The organism is Fluviicola sp. (assembly GCF_039596395.1).
Taxonomy (GTDB): Bacteria; Bacteroidota; Bacteroidia; order Flavobacteriales_D; family Crocinitomicaceae; genus Fluviicola.
Window position 1 is genome coordinate 451,955 of sequence record NZ_JBCNJT010000001.1, and the last position, 22,407, is coordinate 474,361.

Annotated in this window: 10 protein-coding genes; 6 read left to right on the plus strand and 4 right to left on the minus strand. The window is 44.6% G+C overall.

Features of this window, described 5'->3' with window-relative positions; translation table 11 throughout:
- Position 1: 1 nt before the first annotated feature.
- Positions 2 to 8,200: an RHS repeat-associated core domain-containing protein gene (locus ABDW02_RS01770; RefSeq protein WP_343631547.1), complete on the plus strand. Its 8,199-nt coding sequence runs from the start codon at positions 2 to 4 to the stop codon at positions 8,198 to 8,200.
- A gap of 148 nt (positions 8,201 to 8,348) precedes the next feature.
- On the opposite strand, the gene ABDW02_RS01775 is transcribed toward ABDW02_RS01770, so the two are convergent.
- A complete protein-coding gene (locus tag ABDW02_RS01775) occupies positions 8,349 to 10,355 on the minus strand; it encodes a dehydrogenase E1 component subunit alpha/beta (protein ID WP_343631550.1) in 2,007 nt (668 codons plus the stop codon).
- Between the two features lie 163 nt (positions 10,356 to 10,518).
- Entirely contained in the window at positions 10,519 to 11,874 is a 1,356-nt protein-coding gene (gene gdhA, locus ABDW02_RS01780; RefSeq protein WP_343631552.1) for an NADP-specific glutamate dehydrogenase, read from the minus strand.
- Between the two features lie 217 nt (positions 11,875 to 12,091).
- On the opposite strand from gdhA, the gene ABDW02_RS01785 reads away from it, so the two are divergent.
- The 5 genes from ABDW02_RS01785 to ABDW02_RS01805 all read left to right on the plus strand — a co-directional run bounded on the left by ABDW02_RS01785 (position 12,092) and on the right by ABDW02_RS01805 (position 20,047).
- Complete coding sequence (locus tag ABDW02_RS01785; RefSeq protein ID WP_343631554.1) at positions 12,092 to 12,475, plus strand: hypothetical protein; 384 nt, start codon at positions 12,092 to 12,094, stop codon at positions 12,473 to 12,475.
- Between the two features lie 25 nt (positions 12,476 to 12,500).
- Complete coding sequence (locus tag ABDW02_RS01790) at positions 12,501 to 15,050, plus strand: gliding motility-associated C-terminal domain-containing protein (protein WP_343631556.1); 2,550 nt, start codon at positions 12,501 to 12,503, stop codon at positions 15,048 to 15,050.
- Between the two features lie 267 nt (positions 15,051 to 15,317).
- On the plus strand, positions 15,318 to 18,035 hold the full coding sequence (locus ABDW02_RS01795) for a gliding motility-associated C-terminal domain-containing protein (protein ID WP_343631558.1): 2,718 nt from the start codon (positions 15,318 to 15,320) through the stop codon (positions 18,033 to 18,035).
- 146 nt (positions 18,036 to 18,181) lie between these two features.
- Positions 18,182 to 19,510 carry a hypothetical protein gene (locus tag ABDW02_RS01800; protein WP_343631560.1) on the plus strand — a complete coding sequence of 443 codons (1,329 nt, stop codon included), beginning with the start codon at positions 18,182 to 18,184 and terminating at the stop codon, positions 19,508 to 19,510.
- A gap of 48 nt (positions 19,511 to 19,558) precedes the next feature.
- A complete protein-coding gene (locus tag ABDW02_RS01805; protein ID WP_343631562.1) occupies positions 19,559 to 20,047 on the plus strand; it encodes a hypothetical protein in 489 nt (162 codons plus the stop codon).
- On the opposite strand, the gene ABDW02_RS01810 is transcribed toward ABDW02_RS01805, so the two are convergent.
- Positions 20,044 to 21,381, minus strand: coding sequence for a hypothetical protein (locus ABDW02_RS01810; RefSeq protein WP_343631564.1), 1,338 nt, complete (start codon positions 21,379 to 21,381; stop codon positions 20,044 to 20,046). The genes ABDW02_RS01805 and ABDW02_RS01810 overlap by 4 nt on opposite strands.
- A complete protein-coding gene (gene tsaD, locus ABDW02_RS01815) occupies positions 21,378 to 22,406 on the minus strand; it encodes a tRNA (adenosine(37)-N6)-threonylcarbamoyltransferase complex transferase subunit TsaD (protein WP_343631566.1) in 1,029 nt (342 codons plus the stop codon). Before tsaD ends, ABDW02_RS01810 begins: the two co-directional genes overlap by 4 nt.
- Between the last annotated feature and the right edge of the window lies 1 nt (position 22,407).

A 22,407-nucleotide genomic window follows, 5' to 3' on the forward strand; every position in this document is an offset into this window, starting at 1 on the left:
GATGAGATCATTAGTAATCCTTTTTTTAGTTGTTTTTTCAGGCTTGCAGGTGCATGCAGGAATAGAACAGTTCAGCGCACGTAAATCGGGAGGTACGGATTTGGTAGTTTCCCCGACCGTTCCTTTGCTGAGGGTCTATGATGACCGGTATAATGAAATGTTTTCAAATCCTTCCTGGAGTTCAAATTACACGATCAAGAGTGTGAAGAACAGGGTTCGGTTGGGAATCAATCCGGCGGTAGCACAGACCAATGATTTGATCGGGAATATCACCGTTCAGATTAAAATGTGGAAATGGGTGAGCGGTAGCTTCACCATGAGTACAACTACACAAACGCTGAGTTTGAACTACGTTCATGCAACACCTACCGGTTCAGCCATTGATCTGCAAACGTATGCATTTTCGGATGCCCACCGGGTAGAAGTCTACCTGATTGCGATGGATGCCAGTTTGGATAAAGAGGATATCTATATCAGTTCTGAAATCGAAGTAGACCGAAATTATACGCTGACACCGGGAATGGTAACCGGTTTAAGTGTGGACGCCAGCGATGCGAATTATTACGAATTCAATTGGGACCAGAAAGTGGGTGCCGAAGGTTATGAGTTGGAATGGGTGCATGTGAGTGATGTAACAATGACCAGTAATCCGAATACGTTGGGCGGAACCTACCTGACAACGGGACAATTGAGTTATGACTATTACTTAAATTCCACCAGGGTATTTGTATTGGGGAATACCTGGCGCATACCGAAGGTTTTTAATAGCGGGTATATTGTCTACAGGATCCGCCCGATCGGTTATATCGGTAATACAACAGTTAGGAATGAAGGAGACTGGACAAATGTGGAAAGCGGGTTGATTGCTCTACACGTGGGGGCCAACGTGATCAACGTAGTTGGTGATTATGATCCGAATATGAACTGGAGTCACCAGGTGAGTTACGACGACAAAGGAAACCGTTTTGAAGGAATTTCCTATGCGGATGGACTTGGTCGTGGCCGCCAGCAGGTAGGACACAATACCGCAACCAAACAAGCTGTCGTGTCGAACGTCTATTACGATGAATTGGGAAGAGGAGTGATCGCAGATTTACCCACCCCCGTTGATGGAGAAGATTTGCATCACAAACCGAATTTCAATGCATTCCAGACAGACAACAGTCCTTCCGGGATTGACTACAAGGATTTTGATGCTGCAACAACCACAGCCTGTAATACCGTTACCGCGCCATTTTCCAATGCAAGCGGGGCCGGAAAGTATTATTCGTCGGCTAACACCACCCAGGATGGTGCCAACAAGCGCATTCCGGATGCAGAAAAGTATCCGTATTCCCGGGCTTATTATATGAATGATTTTACCGGTCGACTGGAAAAAACGGCTGGAGTAGGAGGAACCCTGCGTGGCGGAAATGGTCACGATTCCTGGTTCTATTACCCGACCCCGAACCAGGCTGAACTGGACGGATTGTTCGGTGCAGAAGTGGGTCAGGCCAGCCACTACGAGAAAATGGTGACCGTAGATGCAAATGGTCAGGCGTATATCCAGTATTCCGATATGGCCGGTAGAGTAATTGCCAGTTACCTGGCCGGAGATGCTCCGTCTTCCTTATCACCGATCGATGGGAACGGAGGTGTAACGGCAACAACCAATATTTTACCGCAAAACCAGCAGCACATTGATTGGAGTGTGCCGTCTTCTACTTTGACTTATAATGAATACTTTACGACATCCGGAAATTACACCATTAATTACGCCTTTACTCCGGCACAATTCCACAATGCATGCATGACAGAGAACTTCTGTATGGACTGTGTCTACGATATGACGCTTTCTGTAGTGGAAGAATGCTCCGGAACCGTAAAATATTCCAATACCATCACACTTGCTGGAGAAGATGTGGGAAATGTGTGTGCTGCTGATGCAGAAGAAAGCTTCACAAGTCCGGCTTTTTATTTGGACAAGGGCCTTTACCAGATTGTTAAAAAACTCAGTCTTCACGAACAGATTATCCAGGATAACTGGTGTGTTTATAGTGCGCAGTCTACTTGTCTGACACCATTGTCTGAGTTGTTTAATCCAGCTTATGCGGCTGAACCGTTTGAGAATTGTATTGACGAAATAACAGAGCAGGAAACGGACGACTGTACATTTTACCGGGCTCAGATGCTTGCAGATATGACACCGGGAGGTCAGTATGCCGGTTATATCAATACATCAGGATCATATAGCCCTTATATAGGTGGCTCTACAATACATTCTGTTTTAACGGAGGATGCTTTGGGAGCCAATATGGACTGGAAACATCCGCGTAAAGCAGATGATTCCGGTTATGATCATTATAAAGAGGCAGATGGAGTTACTGATGCCATGATCGATGGAAACTACGCAGAATATGCTTCATTTCAACGCTTTATTGAAAGTTTTCAACCAAGTTGGGCAAATGCATTGCTGCCTTATCATCCGGAATACTGCTTTTTAAAATTCTGTGAAAGTGATTTGACTGCATCGAATAATTACGACCGGGAGATGCTGAATACGTACGATTATGCCACTGCCTGTTCGGAAGGGTATTTTGCTCCGTTTACAGGATGTGACGTAACTCCGATTCCTTGTACGGCAACGGGAACAGATCCTTATTTCAGTACGCATGGAACGGATATTCCACAGATGTTAAGCCTGATGAATAATTATATGAGTTCGGGACACAGCGCGTGGGAAGAAGCAGTTTACCAGGCTTACTGTGGCGGAACAGGAGATTTTTCGTCCTGTATCTCTGCATTTAGTGATTCAAGCAATACCGATCAGGGATGTTACCTGGATTTGGTCTGGATCAATTACCGCTCGATTTACCTTCAACTGAAAAACATCGTTACTTACGGTGCACAAACCAAGATCTGTAATAATACCCAGATCGGAAGCGGAGACTGGTCCAACCAACATGCACTTTGGGGCAATTCGAATATGCTCGCCGGTTTTGATGCCAATATGGATGGAAGTATTTCAGCGAGTGAAGCTCAAACTACTCTGGAAACTTATTCGGCAAGTGCATGCCAGAGTGCGTGTCAGCAATATGCCAATGATTGGGTAGCACAACTTGCCGGTTGTGAACAGTATTGGGCATTAAGCGCTATGGACAGCGTTCAGTTCTACAATGACCTGGTGACGCTTTGTATGAGTGGTTGCGATACGGCTCATCCTGCCGGATCAACTACTGCACCTCCGGGATACGGTGGAACTTACAGCACGATCGATGAAATTCTTGCACATTATTTCGGATCGGGGTATGAAGACGAATTGTGTACTTCTTTGCTGATCTCTGAACCCGGTCCATATATTTCAAACGGGGCGCTGGATTCCATGCTGGTTCATCCGTTGGATACCTGCGGATGCCGGGCTATCGAACAAGCCAATTACGATCTGACCCATAATAACCCGTTAGGATACAACCTGGAACAAATGCTCGCGCACAATACGGGAATAGAATTACAGGATGCCAACTACTTGCTGTGTGAATGTGATAAGTTCGTAGAAGGGGCATATGATCCGAATGACCCGAATCCATGGGTTGCGAACGCGAATACGAACCTGATGAATCAGGATTTGGAAGTACCTGCAACATTAAGTTGCACGGAAGGATCCGGCTGTGTGGATTGTGCTGTTATTGATAGCCTGATGAATCTATTGGAAGACCGTTTTGACGATGTGGATGATTTTGAGAACACACAGACGTATACAACGATCGTTACCAATTACCTGAACAATTCCCTTAATTTTCATTTGACTTATCCGGATTATTTGTCCTATATCAATAAGTGTCATGCAACAAGCGGATCGCCGTATTGTTATACCAATCCGGTATTGAATGAATGGGCGGAGGTGATGACCTTGGTTAGCTACCAGGGAAAGATCATTACTCCATCGGGCACACCTGTAAATCTGCTTACTGGTAACATTGTATTTGCTAATAGCCAATTACAGGACGAATTGAATGGACACCAATACTGGTCTTCGTTGAGCGGGAATGTATTGACAACTACTTTCGGAAGCACGGAAGAGAATTGTTCCATTACATTAACGCTTCCTGACAATGCCGGTTTCACGTTTAAAGACATCATCCGTTTCGGTATGATTCAGCCGGTAAGTACCAATTGTTCGGAAAACAACGGTTTCACAGTAATGGTTTCTTACCTGAGTTGCGGAGAAGTAAAAACGGCAGAGCTTACCGGAACCAGCAGTTGCTTACGGGCTACGATTTGTTATTGTTCCGAAACCACCGAGTTGCTTTGTGACAAACTTCCTTCATACGATGATGGAAAAACTTGTTATCAGCCACGCCTGGATGAGTTGTATCAAAATGCGCTGGAACAATACCTATCGAACGTAGCAGATGCATACACTGCGTACGAAACGGAATACAGAAGCGATTGTGCCGCGGCATTCTCTACAGAAAAATTGAGTTACACAGGAATGCGCAACAATTATCACTATACCTTGTTCTTCTACGACCAGGCAGGAAACCTGGCGCGTACGGTTGCGCCGTTGGGGATTCCGTCAAGCTTTAATACGGCCAATGTAACTGCAGCAAGAAATTCGGTAGTAGATTTTTCTACTTACAATCCGTTGAGTATGTACAGTTCGGCACCGCCTTTCCCTGGAAATAGCTACGAAACCAAATACGAATACAATAGCTATAACCAGTTGGTGAGTACTACGAATCCTGATCAGCTGGATCCTGTTAATCCTTCTTTAACAGGGAAAACAAACTATTGGTACGATTATTATGGACGAATAGTGGCTTCCCAGAACCCGGTCCAGGCAATCGAATTTAAGTACAGCTATATTCTGTATGACAAATACGGAAGACCGGTAGAAACCGGGCAAATTGACCAGCAAGTTCCTCAGAAAGGAGGTGGAATGATTTCCATCCTTCCGATCAGTGAAGCAACAATTAAATCAGATGATAAGGGAGCCGGTTTCCAGGCCTGGGTGTATTCCGGGACACGAACCGAGGTGACCTATACCGTTTACGACAACGCGATGTCTCCGGCTGTAACAGCTAAATTTGAAACAGCACCTAAAAACCTGCGTTTGCGGGTTGCCAGTGTGGTGTATTTTGACGCAGTAAGCAGTTCTGTGATGCCATTGACAGGCTATGCTTCAGCGATCCATTATTCCTATGACGAACATGGGAATGTATTGGAAAACCTGCAGGATGTTCCGGCATTGGCCCCGGTGAAACAAGATGTGAAATCGACCCGCTACGAGTTTGAACTGCTGAGCGGAAATGTGAAGAAGGTCAAATACCAGGAGAAAGAGTACAACCAAACGACTGCTGTCTGGGAAGCAGGCCGCGACCGTATTACGCACGAATATGTATACGATGTACTGAATCGCCTCACCGAAGTATTCAGTACCAAAGATGCCGGTGTGCACAAAAACAGGGAAGCACATTACCGCTACTTCGATTACGGACCGATGGCTCGTGTGGAAATCGGTGAGTATAAGGTACAAGCCAACGATTTCAGCTATACGATCAACGGCTGGATCAAAGGAATGAACAGCAGTTCGCTGCAACCGGCTACGGATCCGGCGAGAGACGGAGCAAGCGGATTGACGTCCGGTTACTATGCTAACAACCTCATGGCGCATGACCTGGTTGCAAAAGACCTGGTCGGTTACACCATTGGTTATTTCCAGGGTGATTACAAAGGAATCAATACCACCGCTGCCAATTTTGAAGCAGATCCGTATTCCGGAAGTAACCCGATGGCAGCCGCAATCAAGTCTTTGTATAACGGAAACATTTCCCATTCGGTGACTTCGGTTTCCGGCCTGACAAACCAAACGCAGGCAGGTGTGTATGTGTATGACCAGTTGCAACGTCTCAAATCGATGGATGTCTACCGGGGAATCAATACATCCGCGAATAACTGGACCGCAGCAACTCACACGGATGATTACAAGTCGACATACAGCTACGACAAGAACGGAAACCTGAAAAGCTTGTTCCGGAACGGTTTTGTTAGCTCAGGTCCGCCTGCGACTGTTTTGGGAATGGATGATTTATCATACAACTACGTGTCGGGAACGAACAAACTGAGTTACGTGTCGGATGTATCCGCAACAGACGGGAATTATACCGACGATATTAATTCGGGGCAAAGTGCCGGCAACTATAAATACGATGAAATCGGCCAGCTGCTCAGTGATAACCAGGAAGGAATTACGAGCCTGGTATGGCGTTTCGGAGATAAAAAACTCCAGTCGGAGCAGGGGCCAAATACAGCATTGGAGTTCATCTACAATCCGTTCGGTCAGCGTGTAGTGAAAATCACGAAAAGCGTGCTTGGCAATACAATCGTGAAACAATCATCGGATTACTCCTGGTTGTATACGTATTATGCCTATGATGCCAACGGGCAGGTCATGGCTACTTACGATGTAATGATGAACAGTTTTGCAAGTACTCAGAAAGCAACGCTTAACGAACAACTATTGTATGGAGCATCCCGCCTGGGTGTGGTGAGCGCACAAAAAGTAGTGTACAACAATGCCTACACGGCTCTGGAAGACCCGGTGTTTACCAACGAAACCGGGAAGAAACGTTACGAGCTGACCAATTATTTGGGGAATGTAAATGCGGTGATCACCGATCGGAAGATAGTGACCCAGAACACACAGTTGAACGATATCAACACGTTTGACAGCGGGCTCACAGGTTGGGCAGCAAGTTCCGGTACGCCAACGGTAAGTGGTAGTCAGCTGAACATGACCCAAACCGGTTCTACGATCTACGTGTTTGAAAATTACAGTACGACGGTAGGAGAGGATTATGTGGTTTCCATCACTCCGATCCAGGGAACGACGAGCGGATTGAGTACTGTGATCAATGGTGTGACCTATGCGTTGGTAAGCGGTGTAACAAATAACTTCCGTTTCACAGCTACTTCAACCACCACCAGCGTGCGCGTGAAACCAACAACCGGTTCTGGAACGTATACGTATTACCTGCAGGACGTGACGATCAGGCAACGTGCCAAATACAACGCAGTAGCTTTGATGCAGGCAGATTACTACCCGTTCGGGATGGAAATGCCGGGCAGAAATAACAACATCGATAAGTACCGCTACGGTTACAACGGCATGGAATTAGACAACGAAGTGAAAGGAAACGGAAAATCCTACACCACCGAGTTCCGACAATACGACCCGAGACTGGGAAGATGGATGAGTTTGGATCCGTTGATGGCAGAATTTCCGTGGATGAGTCCGTATGTCGCGTTTAATGATAATCCTGTTTATTACACAGATCCATTAGGATTGAAAGGAGGTCCAGCTGTAGAATATATGTACGGAGCTGTAGATACTGAATATGAGAAAAAGGTTGTTTTGGATTTAGAAAATGTAACAGATTATCAAACACAATCATTTAGATATGATCAGGGAGGTGATCAATACTTGTTTCGAACATATACCTATTTTAATAAAAAATGGACGGTAACGGAAAAATCAATGACAAGAACTGGAGGACAGGATACGCATAACAATGAACATAGAAAACCTTTAGATGATATAGATGCTTCTTTAAAAAATCTTTCAGTACCATCTATTACTAAACCTGCTTCTGCTGTTTCAAATAGTGTTTCAAGAGCTAAGGATGTTACAGGAATATCTTCGGGCATAAGTAAGGGAGATCCGTACCGTGTCAATGGAACTGGAGGGACAAGTGACTTATATACGAAAAATGGAGAAAGACTACTTAATCAGACCGGAACAATAAAGAATGGTACTGCTGGGAAACAGATGTTTAAAACACTTGATGCGGTGGATAAGTATCTTGGACCAATTGGAACTGCAGCAGAGGTTATTGATATTGGTCAAGATATTGCAAATCATGAATGGGGAAGTGCTGCGGAAAAAACAGCCTTAGCTACGGCGGATATGATAGCCGATAGGTTATTAATGATTCCTACTCCAGTGACTGTAGCGACAGGAGCTTTGATAAAGATAACTGTGGTGGCTTGGGATTATTTCCCCATTCCTAAGCCTGTTTCAACTCCGCCTAAGTCTAAACCTATTGGAGGGTTGAATATAGACATAGATAGTATGGACCCTGTTAATGTTATTCCTTATAACATACGGAATTTAAATTTATATTATAATGTATTATCCGTTCAGAGGTTAACATTTAGATAATAATGATACCTTCCTAGTTAATAACTTTCAGCGTAACATTAAGGAATGGTAATAGAGAAAATTCTAGATTTCTATCCGTATGAGCAACAAAAAAATCCCGGTGTGAAAACACCGGGATTTATATTATCTGCGCTATCAGCGGGAGAAATCAGAATTCATACAACTCCACCAAAGCCTGCTTAAACCGTTCTGCCGGCAGGAATTGTTTTTCCAATGCTACTGCAAATGGCACCGGTGTATCCAAAGATGCCACACGTTTCACCGGAGCATCCAATGAATCGAAGCAGTTTTCGTTGATCAGCGCCACCAATTCACCACCGATTCCTCCTGTCATGCAGTCTTCGTGCAGGACGATTACTTTCCCGGTTGCGCGAACCGCTTCATAAATCGTTTCCGTGTCCAAAGGAAGCAGGGTTTTCAGGTCAACCAGGTTTGCAGAAATCTCCGGATGTGCATCCAGCGCTTCCATCGCCCAGTGAACTCCCAAACCGTAGGTAATGATGGTTAAATCGTCTCCTTTGCGCACATATCCTGCTTTCCCGATTTCAGTTGTGTAGTAATCGTCGTGAATGTCCTCGCGGATACTTCTGTACAGGTATTTGTGCTCGAAGAACAGAACCGGGTTCGGATCTTCAATGGAAGCATTCAGTAATCCTTTTGCATCACCCGGGAAAGCAGGATAAACCACTTTCAGTCCCGGAGTGTGGAAGAACCAAGCTTCGTTACTTTGACTGTGGAATGGTCCGGCAGCAGTATTTGCTCCGGTAGGCATGCGGACAACCACGTCTGCATTTTGCCCCCATCTCCAATGGATCTTCGCTAAGTTATTGATGATCTGGTTGAATCCGCAGGTTACGAAGTCTGCAAACTGCATTTCCACAACTGCTTTCATGCCTGCAATGGATAACCCGAGTCCGGCACCAACGATTGCTGATTCACAAATCGGCGTATTGCGCACGCGTCCTTTTCCGAATTGCTCTACAAAACCTTCGGTTACTTTGAAAGCACCTCCGTATTCGGCGATATCCTGTCCCATGATTACTAAATCCGGGTAGCGGACCATGCTTTCTCTCAAGGAGTCGGAAACGGCATCAATCAGGCGTTTTTCCGTTTTTTTATCGCTGATCGGCTCAATAACGGTTTGCGTAAAAGGAGCGTAAATATCGTCCAGTTCTCTTTGAAGATCCGCTTCGATAGGACCTTCGGCAAATGCGATCTCCAGACCGTTCTGAATTTCGTCTTTGATTTCCTGCCGGATCTGTTCAACCGTTTCTTCGGTCAAAACTCCTTGTTCCAATAAGTACATTTCGTAATTGGTCACAGGATCTTTCTTTGCCCATTCGTCCTGGATTCCTTCCGGGTAGTATTTCGTACCGGAAGCCTCTTCGTGACCGCGCATACGGAAAGTCATACATTCCAATAAGAACGGACGAGGTTTCTGACGGATGGAATCTGCAATTTTGCGTACTGTGCGGATCACATCCAGGATATTGTTTCCGTCGACCTGGAATGCATCCATTCCATAGCCGATTCCTTTATCGATAAACTGCTTGCAGCGGAATTGCTCTACACTTGGAGTAGATAATCCCCAGGCGTTATTTTCAACGGCAAAAATTACCGGAAGATCCCAAACTGCCGCCACGTTCAGTGATTCGTGGAAATCACCTTCAGACGCACCACCGTCGCCGGTAAATACGATCGTAGCGTTATTATTCCCCTTTAATTTGTTTGCCAATGCGATCCCGTCTGCGATCCCCAATTGAGGTCCCAAATGTGAAATCATCCCGACAATGTTGTAATCTTTTGTTCCGAAGTGGAAAGAGCGGTCACGGCCTTTCGTGAATCCCGACATTTTTCCCTGGAATTGAGCGAAAAGGCGGTTCAAAGGAATTCCGCGTGTAGTGAAAACTCCTAAATTCCGGTGCATCGGAAGAATGAATTCTTCTTCCTTCATGGCGTAGGCAGATCCTACTGAAATACCTTCCTGTCCCCAGCCGGAAAACCACTTGGAAATTTTCCCCTGACGCAGAAGAATCAGCATTTTTTCTTCGATCAAACGCGGTTTTGCAATCGCTTTATAGATAGTGACAAGTTCTTCGTTTTCGAAACCTGTCCGATCGAAATCAATCAATCGTTTTGTTTTTTCTTTTTCCATATTGAATATCGCACACAAATGTACTGAATTCAACTTACGAATGCAGAATTCCGAATGCTGAATTGACAAAAAACAGTAGGGGCGTAAAATTTTACGACCCTACTGATAATAAAAAAACCGCCCCGGCTTAGCCGGAACGGTTTTCGGGTATTTGTTTTTTCGATTATACCAATCCCTGGTCAATCATAGAATCTGCAACTTTCACGAAACCTGCAATGTTTGCACCTTTCACGTAGTCAACATTTCCGTTAGCATCTTTTCCGTATTTCACACAAGCTTCGTGGATAGAAACCATGATTCCGTGTAAACGTTGATCCACTTCTTCAGCAGACCAGCTTAAACGCAAAGAGTTTTGAGACATTTCCAATCCGGATGTTGCAACACCACCTGCGTTGGATGCTTTCCCCGGAGAGAACAATACATTAGCAGCCTGGAATGCAGCAATACCTTCCGGTGTAGTTGGCATGTTAGCTCCTTCAGCAACACAGATTACTCCGTTTGCGATCAAAGCTTTTGCTTCATCACCGTTCAATTCGTTTTGAGTAGCACAAGGCAACGCGATGTCAGCTTTTACTTCCCAAGGACGTTTTCCTGAAACGAATTTCGCAGAAGGGTATTGTTTTACGTATTCTTCGATACGTCCGCGTTTCACGTTTTTCAATTCCATAACGAAAGCTAGTTTCGCAGCGTCGATACCTTCCGCATCGTGGATATAACCTGAAGAGTCAGACAAAGTAACTACTTTACCACCCAATTGAGTTGCTTTTTCACAAGCGTACTGAGCTACGTTTCCTGAACCGGAAATAACAACTGTTTTCCCCAGGAAAGAATCGTCTTTAGTAGCCAGCATTTCTTTTGCAAAGTATACTGTTCCATAACCTGTAGCTTCCGGACGGATCAAAGAACCACCCCAGTTACGAGCTTTTCCTGTCAATACTCCTGTAAACTCGTTACGGATACGCTTGTACTGTCCGAACATGTAACCGATCTCACGGCCACCAACACCGATATCACCTGCAGGTACGTCCGTATCAGCACCGATGTGACGGGAAAGTTCAGTCATGAAAGATTGACAGAATTTCATCACTTCGTTATCTGATTTTCCTTTCGGATCAAAATCAGAACCACCTTTACCACCTCCCATTGGAAGTGTAGTCAATGAATTTTTGAAGATTTGTTCAAATCCTAAGAACTTCAGGATAGAAAGGTTCACAGAAGGGTGGAAGCGAAGACCTCCTTTGTATGGTCCGATTGCAGAGTTGAATTCTACACGGTATCCACGGTTTACCTGGATATCACCATTGTCATCCAACCACGGAACTCTGAAGATGATCGTTCTTTCCGGCTCAACGATTCGATCCAGAATTTTTGCAGTCTTATATTTTGGATTTTCCTCCATAAAAGGAATAACTGCTTCAGCAACTTCATGAACAGCTTGTAAAAATTCTGCTTCGTGACCGTTGGTAGCTTTTACTTTTTCCATAAAAGCGTCAATCTGTGCTTGGTATTTACTTGACATATTATTTATTATTAATGCTTTTGTTTTACTTGGGAGCAAATGTAACTAATTTTAAAAATGGACAAGAAATTTTAGGAAACATTCTAATGGTTTCTGAAATTAATCGATGTGAACCCCATTTTGATTGTTCAAAGGCTTGAATTGATAATAATTTAGGAAACAACAGACAACCTAATTTTAATAATTCCGTCTTTTGCATGTCATACAATAATCCAAAATGAAGAAATATTTACTACTAATCGCATTCAGCACCGTTTTTTTGACCTTCAAATCCTTCGGTCAGGTTTATGAGAAAATCTACAGCTTGTCGAGTTCTGAAGTTCAAAATCACATGAATCAAAACAAAATTTCAGGTGTTGATATCCTGACCGGCGTAAGAGCACACCATGTTATTGGTCTTTCAGGAATTGGAATTGCTCAAAAATCTGCTTTGGAAACATTATTAAACAATGATTCCAGAGTTATTTCCTTCGTGTTAAGCGAAGATGGCACCTCAGTGATCATTGAATCACAAGCAGTATTTACGAAAGAAGAATTCCAAACGATGCTTCAATCGTTGAACGGTACGATTACCGGATACGCTGCAGAATACTCAATCTAACCCAATTACCAAGAGATTTTTGAATATGAAAACAATTAAACATACATTACTGTCACTAGGCCTGCTAATGAATTTGAGTGTACTTGCGCAACTTGCCCCGGGAGCAAACTGTAACCAGGCAGGATGTTCAACCTCCGGTTCTTACTCAAGCCTTACAGGTGTTGCAAGTATGGGAAGCTTCCAGTGTTTAGGATCTACACCTAATGCAAACTGGCTGGCGTTTTCCATTGGTTCCAATGGAAGCATTCACTTAGTATTAACACAAACAACCAGCAGCGGTTCAGGTATTGATGTGGATTTCGCATTATACGGACCTTATTCAAGTGTTGCAGCCGGTTGTCCGATCGGGCCTAATACTCCGACTGTTGACTGTTCTTATTCTGCTTCTTCCACGGAATATGTGGATATCAGTGGTGCAGTTGCAGGACAGGTATATATTCTATTGGTTACAAACTTCAGCGGTTCCCCGGGAACAATCAGTTTGCAGCCTAGTACAAGTACCCCTTCTACCGGAACGGTTAACTGTAACGGGATTAACTTTAATGCTACAGCAACTTCAACTCCTGCTACCTGTAACCAGGCAACAGGTTCTGTTACCGTAACTCCAAACGGCGGAGTTGCACCATATACTTATTCCTGGAACATTCCGGGAAACCCGACAACGCAAACAGTAAATAACGTTCCTCCGGGTACTTATACTGTTACGGTTACTTCCAGTAATAACCCGGCTAATGGTCAGCCGGTTCCTCCTACAACAGCAACCGTTACCGTTTCAAATATCAATGCAGCTTTCAGCGGAACAACTACCAATGCTTCTTGTCCTATGGGACACAACGGTACGGCTACTGCAAACTATGCTATTCCCGGAAACCCTACAAGTGCAGGTGTAACTGCGACTTATCAGTGGAATGACCCGGCTGCTCAAACAACAAAAGTGGCGACGGGACTTTTACCGGGAACTTATGTTTGTAACGTGACCCTGTCAAACGGATGTACCGGAACGGTAACAGTAACAGTGAATGCTAATCCGGTTTCATATTCGGCTACTTCTACATTGGTTTCATGTCCCGGTGGTGCCGATGGTACTGCAACGGCTAATATGGCTCCGGTAGTCGGTACATTGTCTTATGCATGGAATGATCCGGCTTCCCAGACATCACAAACAGCAACAGGGTTATCTGCAGGTTCTTATTCTTGCGTGATTACTTCCAATATCGGATGTACGGGAACTGTAAACGTAACAGTAACAGAAATCCCGGGAATGACTTCGACGTTCACACAAAACATTCCTGTAAGCTGTAATTCCGGAAATGACGGAGTGTTAACAGTTGCTGTAGCTCAGGGAACACCTCCTTACTCTTATTCATGGGATCATTCGGCTTCAACAAGCAGCACAGCAAATGACTTGTATGTCGGAATCAGTACTGTAACTATTACGGATTCTCACGGTTGTATCATTACAGCAAGTGATAGCCTGGCACAACCTCCGGCTTTACAGGTTACTTATGTGACACCGGATCAAATTATCTGTCCGGAAGATTCAACAACAATCACTGTTGCGGGAACAGGTGGTAATGGACCATTGAACAACAATTATACATTTACCTGGAAAGAAAACGGAACAGTTATCGGAACAGGTGCGTCCATTACGGTTAATCCGGATGCAACAGGAACGGTTTACTGTGTGGAATTGACTGAAGCATGTGGTTCACCAAGCGCTGATTCATGTATGACCATTACGTTCCCTACGCCGATCAACGCACTATACAGGGCGAATAAGCCTTACTCTTGTTTACCCGGAGATTTGGTATTCTATTTAGATACTGCAAACATGGTGGATTTTGATTACGATGACCCGATCGATTCGGTAATGGTTACATTCGGTAACGGAGACGAAGGTGTGGTGTACGGAAATGACAGTATTCACTATGTATACACGGCTGCAGGAATTTATACGATCGATGTTGTTGTGGTTTCTGAATTGGGTTGTGTAACGACAGGTACTTATCCGGGAATTGCAAACATCATTGCAAACCCGGTAGCTGATTTCACCATGTCAGCCAATCCGACAACCATCTTTGAAACGGTTGTAAAAATGCAGGATAAATCGAGTCCGAATGTGGTGAACTGGACGTGGTCTTCACCGGGTTCCGATCCGAACAACAGTACTTACCAGAATCCGACATTCCACTTCCCGGAAGGCGTTGTAGCAACTTACCCGATTCAATTGATCGTTGAAACTCCGGAAGGATGTATCGATACGGTTGAACGCGTACTGACGGTAAACAGTGATGTGATTTTCTATGCACCGAATGCATTTACTCCGGATGGGGATGAATTCAATCAAACATGGAAATTCTTCGTTTCAGGAATCGATGAATACAATTTTGAATTGCTGATCTTCGACCGATGGGGGGAAATCATCTGGGAAACACATGATGTAAACTCAACCTGGGATGGAACGTATAACGGAGTGAAAGTTCGTGAAGGAGCTTATACCTGGATTGCCCGGGTGAAAGAACTCTACACGGATGCGAAAAGAACTTTCAACGGATCCATCACGATTATTAAGTAAATACCAACTACTTTAATATATAAATCAGGGAATCCCGTCTCGGCATAGCCGGGGCGGGATTCTTTTTTTTTGACTTTTTTACCGGAAAATCATTGTTGTGTCAATGACTTGCTCAATTCCATAAAGGGCCTGTTATCCATGGATGAAATAAATGTGTTTTATTTTCGTTGTTTTGGTAATTTATCCGTTGATTTTTACGTTTTATCGACATTTTAAAGCAACCTGACATTAAAAAAATCGTTTTAAAAACAACACAATAAGGTAATTATGAAGAGGATAATATTAATATGTACGTTGTTGTTTCTTTCAAACAGTGTATTAAATGCTCAGGTAACATTATGCCTGGGGCAGGATGCTACGGTTTGTGCCGGTCAAACGGTTCAGATAACAAACTGTGGTGGGGGCGGACCTGTATTGGGTAATGGAATTACTTTGGACAACCCGGTGACAATTCCCCAATTGTCGGATGATATGTTTTCAGGGTTGATTCCGATGGGTTTTACCTTCAATTTTTATGGAACGAACTATACCAATTGCGTCATCGGATCAAACGGTTTGGTAAGCTTTAACGCAACTAATGCAAACGCGGGATGTCCGTGGAGTTTGGTTGGTATGGGAACGCTTCCTAACACTGGTTTGACAACAGCAAGAAATTCTGCGATGCTCTTTTATTCTGATATTAACCCGTCTCAGCCGCCAATTGGCCCGATTAAATACCAGACTATAGGAACCGCACCAAACAGAAAATTCGTAGTGTTGTTCGAAAGTGTAAACGCATTCTCTTGTTTGAATACCTGTTACTACGGAGCATTGGTGTTTTACGAAACAAGCAATATGATCGACATGATGATCGGTCAAAAACCCAATTGTGCAAGCTGGAACGGAGGCTTGGCCATCCAGGGGCTTGAAAATGCAGCCGGAACAGTTGCAACCATTACACCGGGAAGAAATAACAGCGTTTGGGCCGCAAACCAGGATGGAAAACGTTTTACACCGATCGCACCGGGAAATACATCTAGTTATTCGGTAGCTACCGTTCAGTATTATACAGTTACTTCTTCGTCAAACAACTCTATCCAATGGGCAAGTACAACCGGTGGATTGTATCCGTATAACGGAGGAGTTTTAAATATTACGACCGTTCCACCGGGAACTACCGGGTATTATTTGACTGCTTCTGCGTGTAATGCCGCCGTGGGTGGGGTGAGTGATACCACATTTATTACCAGACAAGTGGTAACGGGCACAACTACCGCAACCACAGATTATTGTTTCGGAGGTGTCGGTACGGCAACGGTGAATACGACACAAGGTTCAGCACCGTTTACTTATTCCTGGACACCGGGAGGACAAACTACCCAAACGGCAACCAACCTGGTTTCAGGTCCTTATACGGTTCATGTAACGGATGCATTGGGGTGCAGCGCGAATATCAATGTGAATGTTCCGAATACCAATGCTACTTTCAGCGGCTCATCGACTTTAGTGAGTTGTCCGGGAGGAAATGACGGTACCGCAACTGCAACAATGACTCCACCGCTGGGAGTGGTTTCCTATAACTGGTATGACGCAGGCGGACAAACAACGCAAACAGCAACCGGATTAACGGCAGGAACTTATCACTGTGTTGTGACAACTTCCCAGTCGACAGGTTGTACCGATACGGTTGAAGTAATCGTTTCCGAAATTCCGGGAATGGTATCCACCATTGTGAACCAGCAGGATGCAACCTGTAACAGTGCAAACGATGGTATAATTGAAGTAAGTGTTGTTGCCGGAACGGCTCCGTATACGTATTCCTGGGATGCTTCGGCTTCTACAGGTCCGTTGGCGAACGATCTGTATGCAGGAACACATACCGTAACAATTACAGATGCGAATGGCTGTGTGATCACAACAACAGCAACGATCGGTGAGCCGGTGGCGCTGAAGATTACCAGTTTGACTCCTGATACGATCATTTGTCCGGAAGCTTCCATTGTATTGAACGTTCAGGGAACGGGTGGTAACGGAAGCCAGTATTATACATTCACCTGGAAAGAGAACGGAACGGTTATCGGAACGGGAACATCCATGACGGTTGACCCGGAAGTTTCCGCCACTCAATATTGTGTGGAACTGACTGAAACTTGTGGTTCGCCAAGTACTGATTCCTGTATGACGATTACTTTCCCTCCGGCAATCAGACCGAACTATGTTTCCAATGTACCTTATTCCTGTCTTCCGGGAGAGTTTGTATTCCTGAACAATTCAGACAATAAGGACCAGATCGATTCGGTAATAGTAGACTTCGGGAATGGTGATATGGGAGTTTTCTACGGCGATTCCAATATTACTTACACTTACACAGCTGCAGGAATCTATACGATCAGTGTGATTGCTACGTCAACACGCGGTTGTATCACCGACAGCACTTTTGTGGGAATTGCCAATGTGATCGCAAACCCTGTGGCTGACTTTACCATGTCTGCAAACCCGACAACCATTTTTGAAACAGTTGTAAAAATGCAGGATAAATCCAGTCCGGGAGTCGTGAACTGGACCTGGAGTGCTCCGGGAGCAACTCCGAATAACAGTACGTATGAAAGTCCGACCTTCCATTATCCGGAAGGTGTGGTAGGCACCTATCCGATTCAGCTGATCGTTGAAACGGCAGAAGGATGTATCGATACCATAGAACGAGTATTGACGGTAAACAGTGACATCATTTTCTACGCTCCGAATGCATTTACGCCTGACGGGGATGAATTTAACCAAACATGGAAATTCTTTGTTTCGGGAATTGATGAGTATAATTTTGAGTTGATGATCTTTGATCGTTGGGGAGAAGTTATTTGGGAAACGCACGATCCGAATGCAGCTTGGGACGGAACCTACAACGGTAAGGTTGTTCAGGCCGGAGCTTATTCCTGGATTGCACGTGTGAAAGACATTTATACAGATACCAAGAGAACGTTCAACGGAGCCATCAATATTCTCAAATAGTATTACCGGCTACTTTAATATATAAATCAGGAACCCCGATCTGCACGAGCAGTTTCGGGGTTTGTTTTTTGAATAAATCCGGGTTTTAGCGTGAAAAGCTGTGTTGTCATGCTTATTTTTGTTTGCTCCATCAAACAAAAATGAATATGAAGAACTTTTTGGCGGTATTGCAATTGTTAGTATGCTCCATAAGCATTCATGCCCAAACAAAGGATTCGAGCAGGATTGTGATTCCGGAATTGAAGCTGAATTTCAATAAATCCGGGACCAGCTATATCAAAGCCACTTTTACGGCGCAAACCTGGGCCAGGTATTCCGAATTGAACCCGGGAACAACGATTGACGGGACACCTAAATCCGATTTGGGAGACATCGGGATCAGAAGATGGCGTATCCAGCTTTTCGGGCAACTGACCAACCGCGTTTATTTCTATACGCAATTCGGACAGAATAATTTCAGTTTCCTGCAGCCAAGACATACCGGAGCTTTCCTCCACGATGCCATTACAGAATTCAGAATTGCCAAACAACTGCAAATAGGTATGGGTTTGACTGCCTGGGGAGGAGTTTCCCGCTTTTCGGCACCTGCAGTAGCAAATATCATGGGATTGGACGCCCCCATTTATCAGCAGGCAACGAACGGAATAAATGATCAGTTCGGGCGAAAACCATCGGTTTACCTGAAAGGAGAAATTTCGCGGTTGAATTACCGCATTGCCTTATCAAGACCGATGTCGGTTAGAAATAGCACGGTGGCCATTCCTCCGATTAGCGCAAATTCAAATTTCAGCACAGAAGCACCGGAAGCACAAACTTCGGGATATTTGTTCTGGCAGTTTTTTGATACCGAAACAACACCGAATCCCTATATGAGCGGAACGTACCTGGGGAAAAAGAAATTGCTGAACCTGGGAGTCGGATGGATGCATCAAAACCGGGCCATGTGGCATACCACAGAAACCGGCGACACAAGCAGGACAGCTTTATTGTTGGTGGGAGCAGATATTTTCCTGGATTTACCGGTAGGAAAAAAAGGAGCGGCATTGAATGCATATGCAGCCTATAATTATTTCGATTACGGGAAGAATTATCTGCGGATGCTGAACGGAATGAATCCTGCAAACGGGGTAAATGCAGAAGCATCGCTGAATGGCCCGGGAGTCAATTACCCGATGATGGGAACGGGGAATATTTTATTTGCACAAGTAGGTTACAAATTAAAGGATGATCTGTTTGCAAAAGACAATGGAACGCTGATGCCTTACCTGGAAGTTCAGTATTCCCGATTCCAGGCATTGAAAGATCCTTCGGTCATGTGTGAAGCCGGTATCAATTGGCTGATTCACGGAACGCACGGGGCGAAATTGTCTTTAGGTTTACAGAACAGGCCTGTTTTCGAAAACAATGCATTGGGAGAAGCTATTCAGAAGACACGAAAAAATATGTTGGTACTTCAGTATCAAATTGCCTTTTAACTTTTCTATATTTAATGTATTATAGGTTTAACAACATTCACAAGCAACATGAAATATTTAAGCATTCTGGCATTTGCTCTCGTGTTTTCTTTCCATGGAAAGACACAAAAGATTCAACGCTGTGATTCCGTTCCGGCTTTGAATGCAGAGATATTGAACCTTTTAAAACCGTACACGGGACAGAAAATTCTTCGGGGCGAGTGCTGGGATGTTTTGAGCCTGGCTTTGAATGAAACTCATGCCGACTGGAATGGCTACGATGTATTCGGAACTCCTTATGATTACAAAAAAGAATGTGTTTCTCCGGGAGATATCATTGCTTTTAAAGGAGTGAAATTCGGCGGGATCCAGAACGGGCAAAAGTATTTCGAGGAAATGGAAAAGCATTTCGCGGTTGTAAAAGAAGTTCGCCCCAACGGAGAATTATTGCTCCTACACCAGAATACAGGCAGATTCGGAAAAAAACTCGGAGAATCGAGTATTTTTCTGGGAGATCTGAAGAAAGGAAAAATGGAATTCTTTCGCCCCAAGCGTTAATCGATCCGCATCCGGATCCGCCATTCTTTGGGAAACAAATTGTTGAAACGGTTTCCCAGGTGTTTGATCCATCCCAATTTCGTCCCTTCAAATGAAACGGTGTTAAATCCCGGTTTTCCTTCCAGGTTAAATGTTTCGCCTTTCAGGTAGTGCAATGCCTGTTCCTGTGTCAAAGGAATATCCGGAATTTTTCCGGATAAAATACCTGCGTCGAAAACCAGCGCTTCATTCGGGATCAGTCCTTTGCGGGAAAGTTCTCCCAGTTCAGTGCCTAATTTGATTATCCGCAGCTGGGAATGCAGCGTTTCCACCAATTCGGAAAACCCTTCCGGAATCGCAAATACGTAATTGTTCCACTGAATGAGTTCCGATTTCGAATCATTGATCCATTCATTGTACCAGGCTTCCCGTTTTAAGCGTGTAAGTGCACTTTTTTTGCGCGATTTGTTCTTTTGAATGCGTTCTTCACCCAATTTCTGAATGACAACAACATAAAATCCTTCCGTTTTCAATTCGGAGGGAAGTGCATAATACCCGGTTCCGTCTCGTCCCGGTCTTGCAAAAGGAAGGTCTATCGAATGGATTTGTGAATCGGTTTGTTCCAGGATCCAGCGCACATTGTCTTCGTTCTCCTGCGCATTGAACGTACAGGTCGAATAAATCAAAAAGCCCCGTGGTTTCAACGAATCCCATACATCCATGACGATGCGTTTTTGCCGCGCTGAACACAAATTCACGGATTCTTCCGACCATTCATTGCGTGCTTCCTGGTCTTTGCGGAACATACCTTCCCCGGAACACGGAGCATCTATCAGGATGCAATCAAACGTGTTTTTTAATCCGTCGAAATCTTGGGGGTCATTGTTACTCACCAGGGAGTTTTTCGCACCCCATTTGGTGAGATTTTCCTTCAGTATCTTGGATCGTCCCTGGATGACTTCATTGGCAAGCAATAAGCCTTTTCCCTGGAGAAAATCTGCGATCAATGTACTTTTTCCTCCCGGAGCGGCGCACAAATCAAGGATTACCGGCTCATCCGGAAGTTCCAGTTGCCGCAATATGCTGTCGATGAATTGAGAACCTGCTTCCTGCGGGTAGTACCTGCCGCCGTGAAAATGCGGATCAAGTGTAAAAACCGGCCGTTCGGGAAGGTAAAATCCGTTTTGTGACCAAGGAATTTTTTCCAAACCATTGAAAACCGAACTTCCTTTGGAAGAATTGATCCGGATCGCAACGGGTTGTTCTTCATTCAAAGCCTGAAGCAGCGAATCTCCTAAAAACGGGTCCTTACTGACGCGTTCAACAAATGCTTTGGGAAGTTCAACTTTTTTCATGGTCTTGCAAAAGGTAATCGGGCGTTGGCACTCACTTCCTGGGTGGCAAATTGTTGTTTTTCAGCCAGGAATTTTCCTGCAATGGCTATCATTGCTGCATTATCGGTGCAGTATTCAAACTTGGGAATAAACACGTTCCAGCCGAGTTTTTGGCCTTCTTCAGCCAATTTGGCCCGCAACCCGGAATTGGCAGAAACACCGCCTGCTATAGCAATGTCTTTGATTCCCGTATCAGCTGATACTTTTCGCAACTGCCGGAACAGGATTTCCAAAATCGTGGACTGGATCGATGCACACAGATCCGCTTTATGTTCTTCAATGAAATTCGGGTTTTTGGCCACTTCTTTTTGGATAAAATAAAGCACGGAAGTTTTTAGCCCGCTGAAGCTGAAGTTGTAACCTTCCACCTGTGGTTTTGCAAACGAAAACGCATTCGGATTTCCTTCTTTGGCATATTTGTCGATCAAAGGCCCGCCCGGATAGGGGAAACCCAAAATCTTTGCAGTTTTGTCGAAAGCTTCTCCGGCTGCGTCATCGATTGTACTTCCCAAAACAACCATTTCAGTCGGGGAATCAATCCGCACCAGTTGCGTATGCCCGCCCGAAACGGTCATGCAAATAAACGGAAAACCCGGAACAGGAACTCCTTCATTGATGAAATGTGCAAGAATGTGCGCATGCATGTGATGGACCGCAACCATCGGTTTGTTCAGCGCCAGGCTCAGTGATTTGGCAAATGCAGTTCCCACCACCAATGAACCCATCAATCCCGGACCTTGTGTAAATGCGATTAAATCGATATCTTTAAGTGTCAGAGCCGCCTTTTTTAGGGCTGCGTCAACTACCGGGATGATATTCTGTTGATGCGCACGCGAGGCCAATTCAGGGACTACGCCACCATATTGTTCATGGATCGCCTGGGTTGCCGTCACGTTAGATAAAATGGTATCATCTTTGAGAATAGCAGCAGAAGTATCATCACAAGATGATTCAATTCCGAGAATTACTAATGATTGTTGGCTCAAC

Excerpts from the sequence above, each read along its gene's own strand:
- ABDW02_RS01785 (WP_343631554.1), top strand. The coding sequence starts at position 12,092 with ATGAAGAAATATTTACTACTAATCGCATTCAGCACCGTTTTTTTGACC.
- ABDW02_RS01770 (WP_343631547.1), top strand. The coding sequence starts at position 2 with ATGAGATCATTAGTAATCCTTTTTTTAGTTGTTTTTTCAGGCTTGCAG.
- ABDW02_RS01790 (WP_343631556.1), top strand. The coding sequence starts at position 12,501 with ATGAAAACAATTAAACATACATTACTGTCACTAGGCCTGCTAATGAAT.
- ABDW02_RS01800 (WP_343631560.1), top strand. The coding sequence starts at position 18,182 with ATGAAGAACTTTTTGGCGGTATTGCAATTGTTAGTATGCTCCATAAGC.
- ABDW02_RS01805 (WP_343631562.1), top strand. The coding sequence starts at position 19,559 with ATGAAATATTTAAGCATTCTGGCATTTGCTCTCGTGTTTTCTTTCCAT.
- ABDW02_RS01810 (WP_343631564.1), bottom strand. The coding sequence starts at position 21,381 with ATGAAAAAAGTTGAACTTCCCAAAGCATTTGTTGAACGCGTCAGTAAG.
- gdhA (WP_343631552.1), bottom strand. The coding sequence starts at position 11,874 with ATGTCAAGTAAATACCAAGCACAGATTGACGCTTTTATGGAAAAAGTA.
- ABDW02_RS01795 (WP_343631558.1), top strand. The coding sequence starts at position 15,318 with ATGAAGAGGATAATATTAATATGTACGTTGTTGTTTCTTTCAAACAGT.
- ABDW02_RS01775 (WP_343631550.1), bottom strand. The coding sequence starts at position 10,355 with ATGGAAAAAGAAAAAACAAAACGATTGATTGATTTCGATCGGACAGGT.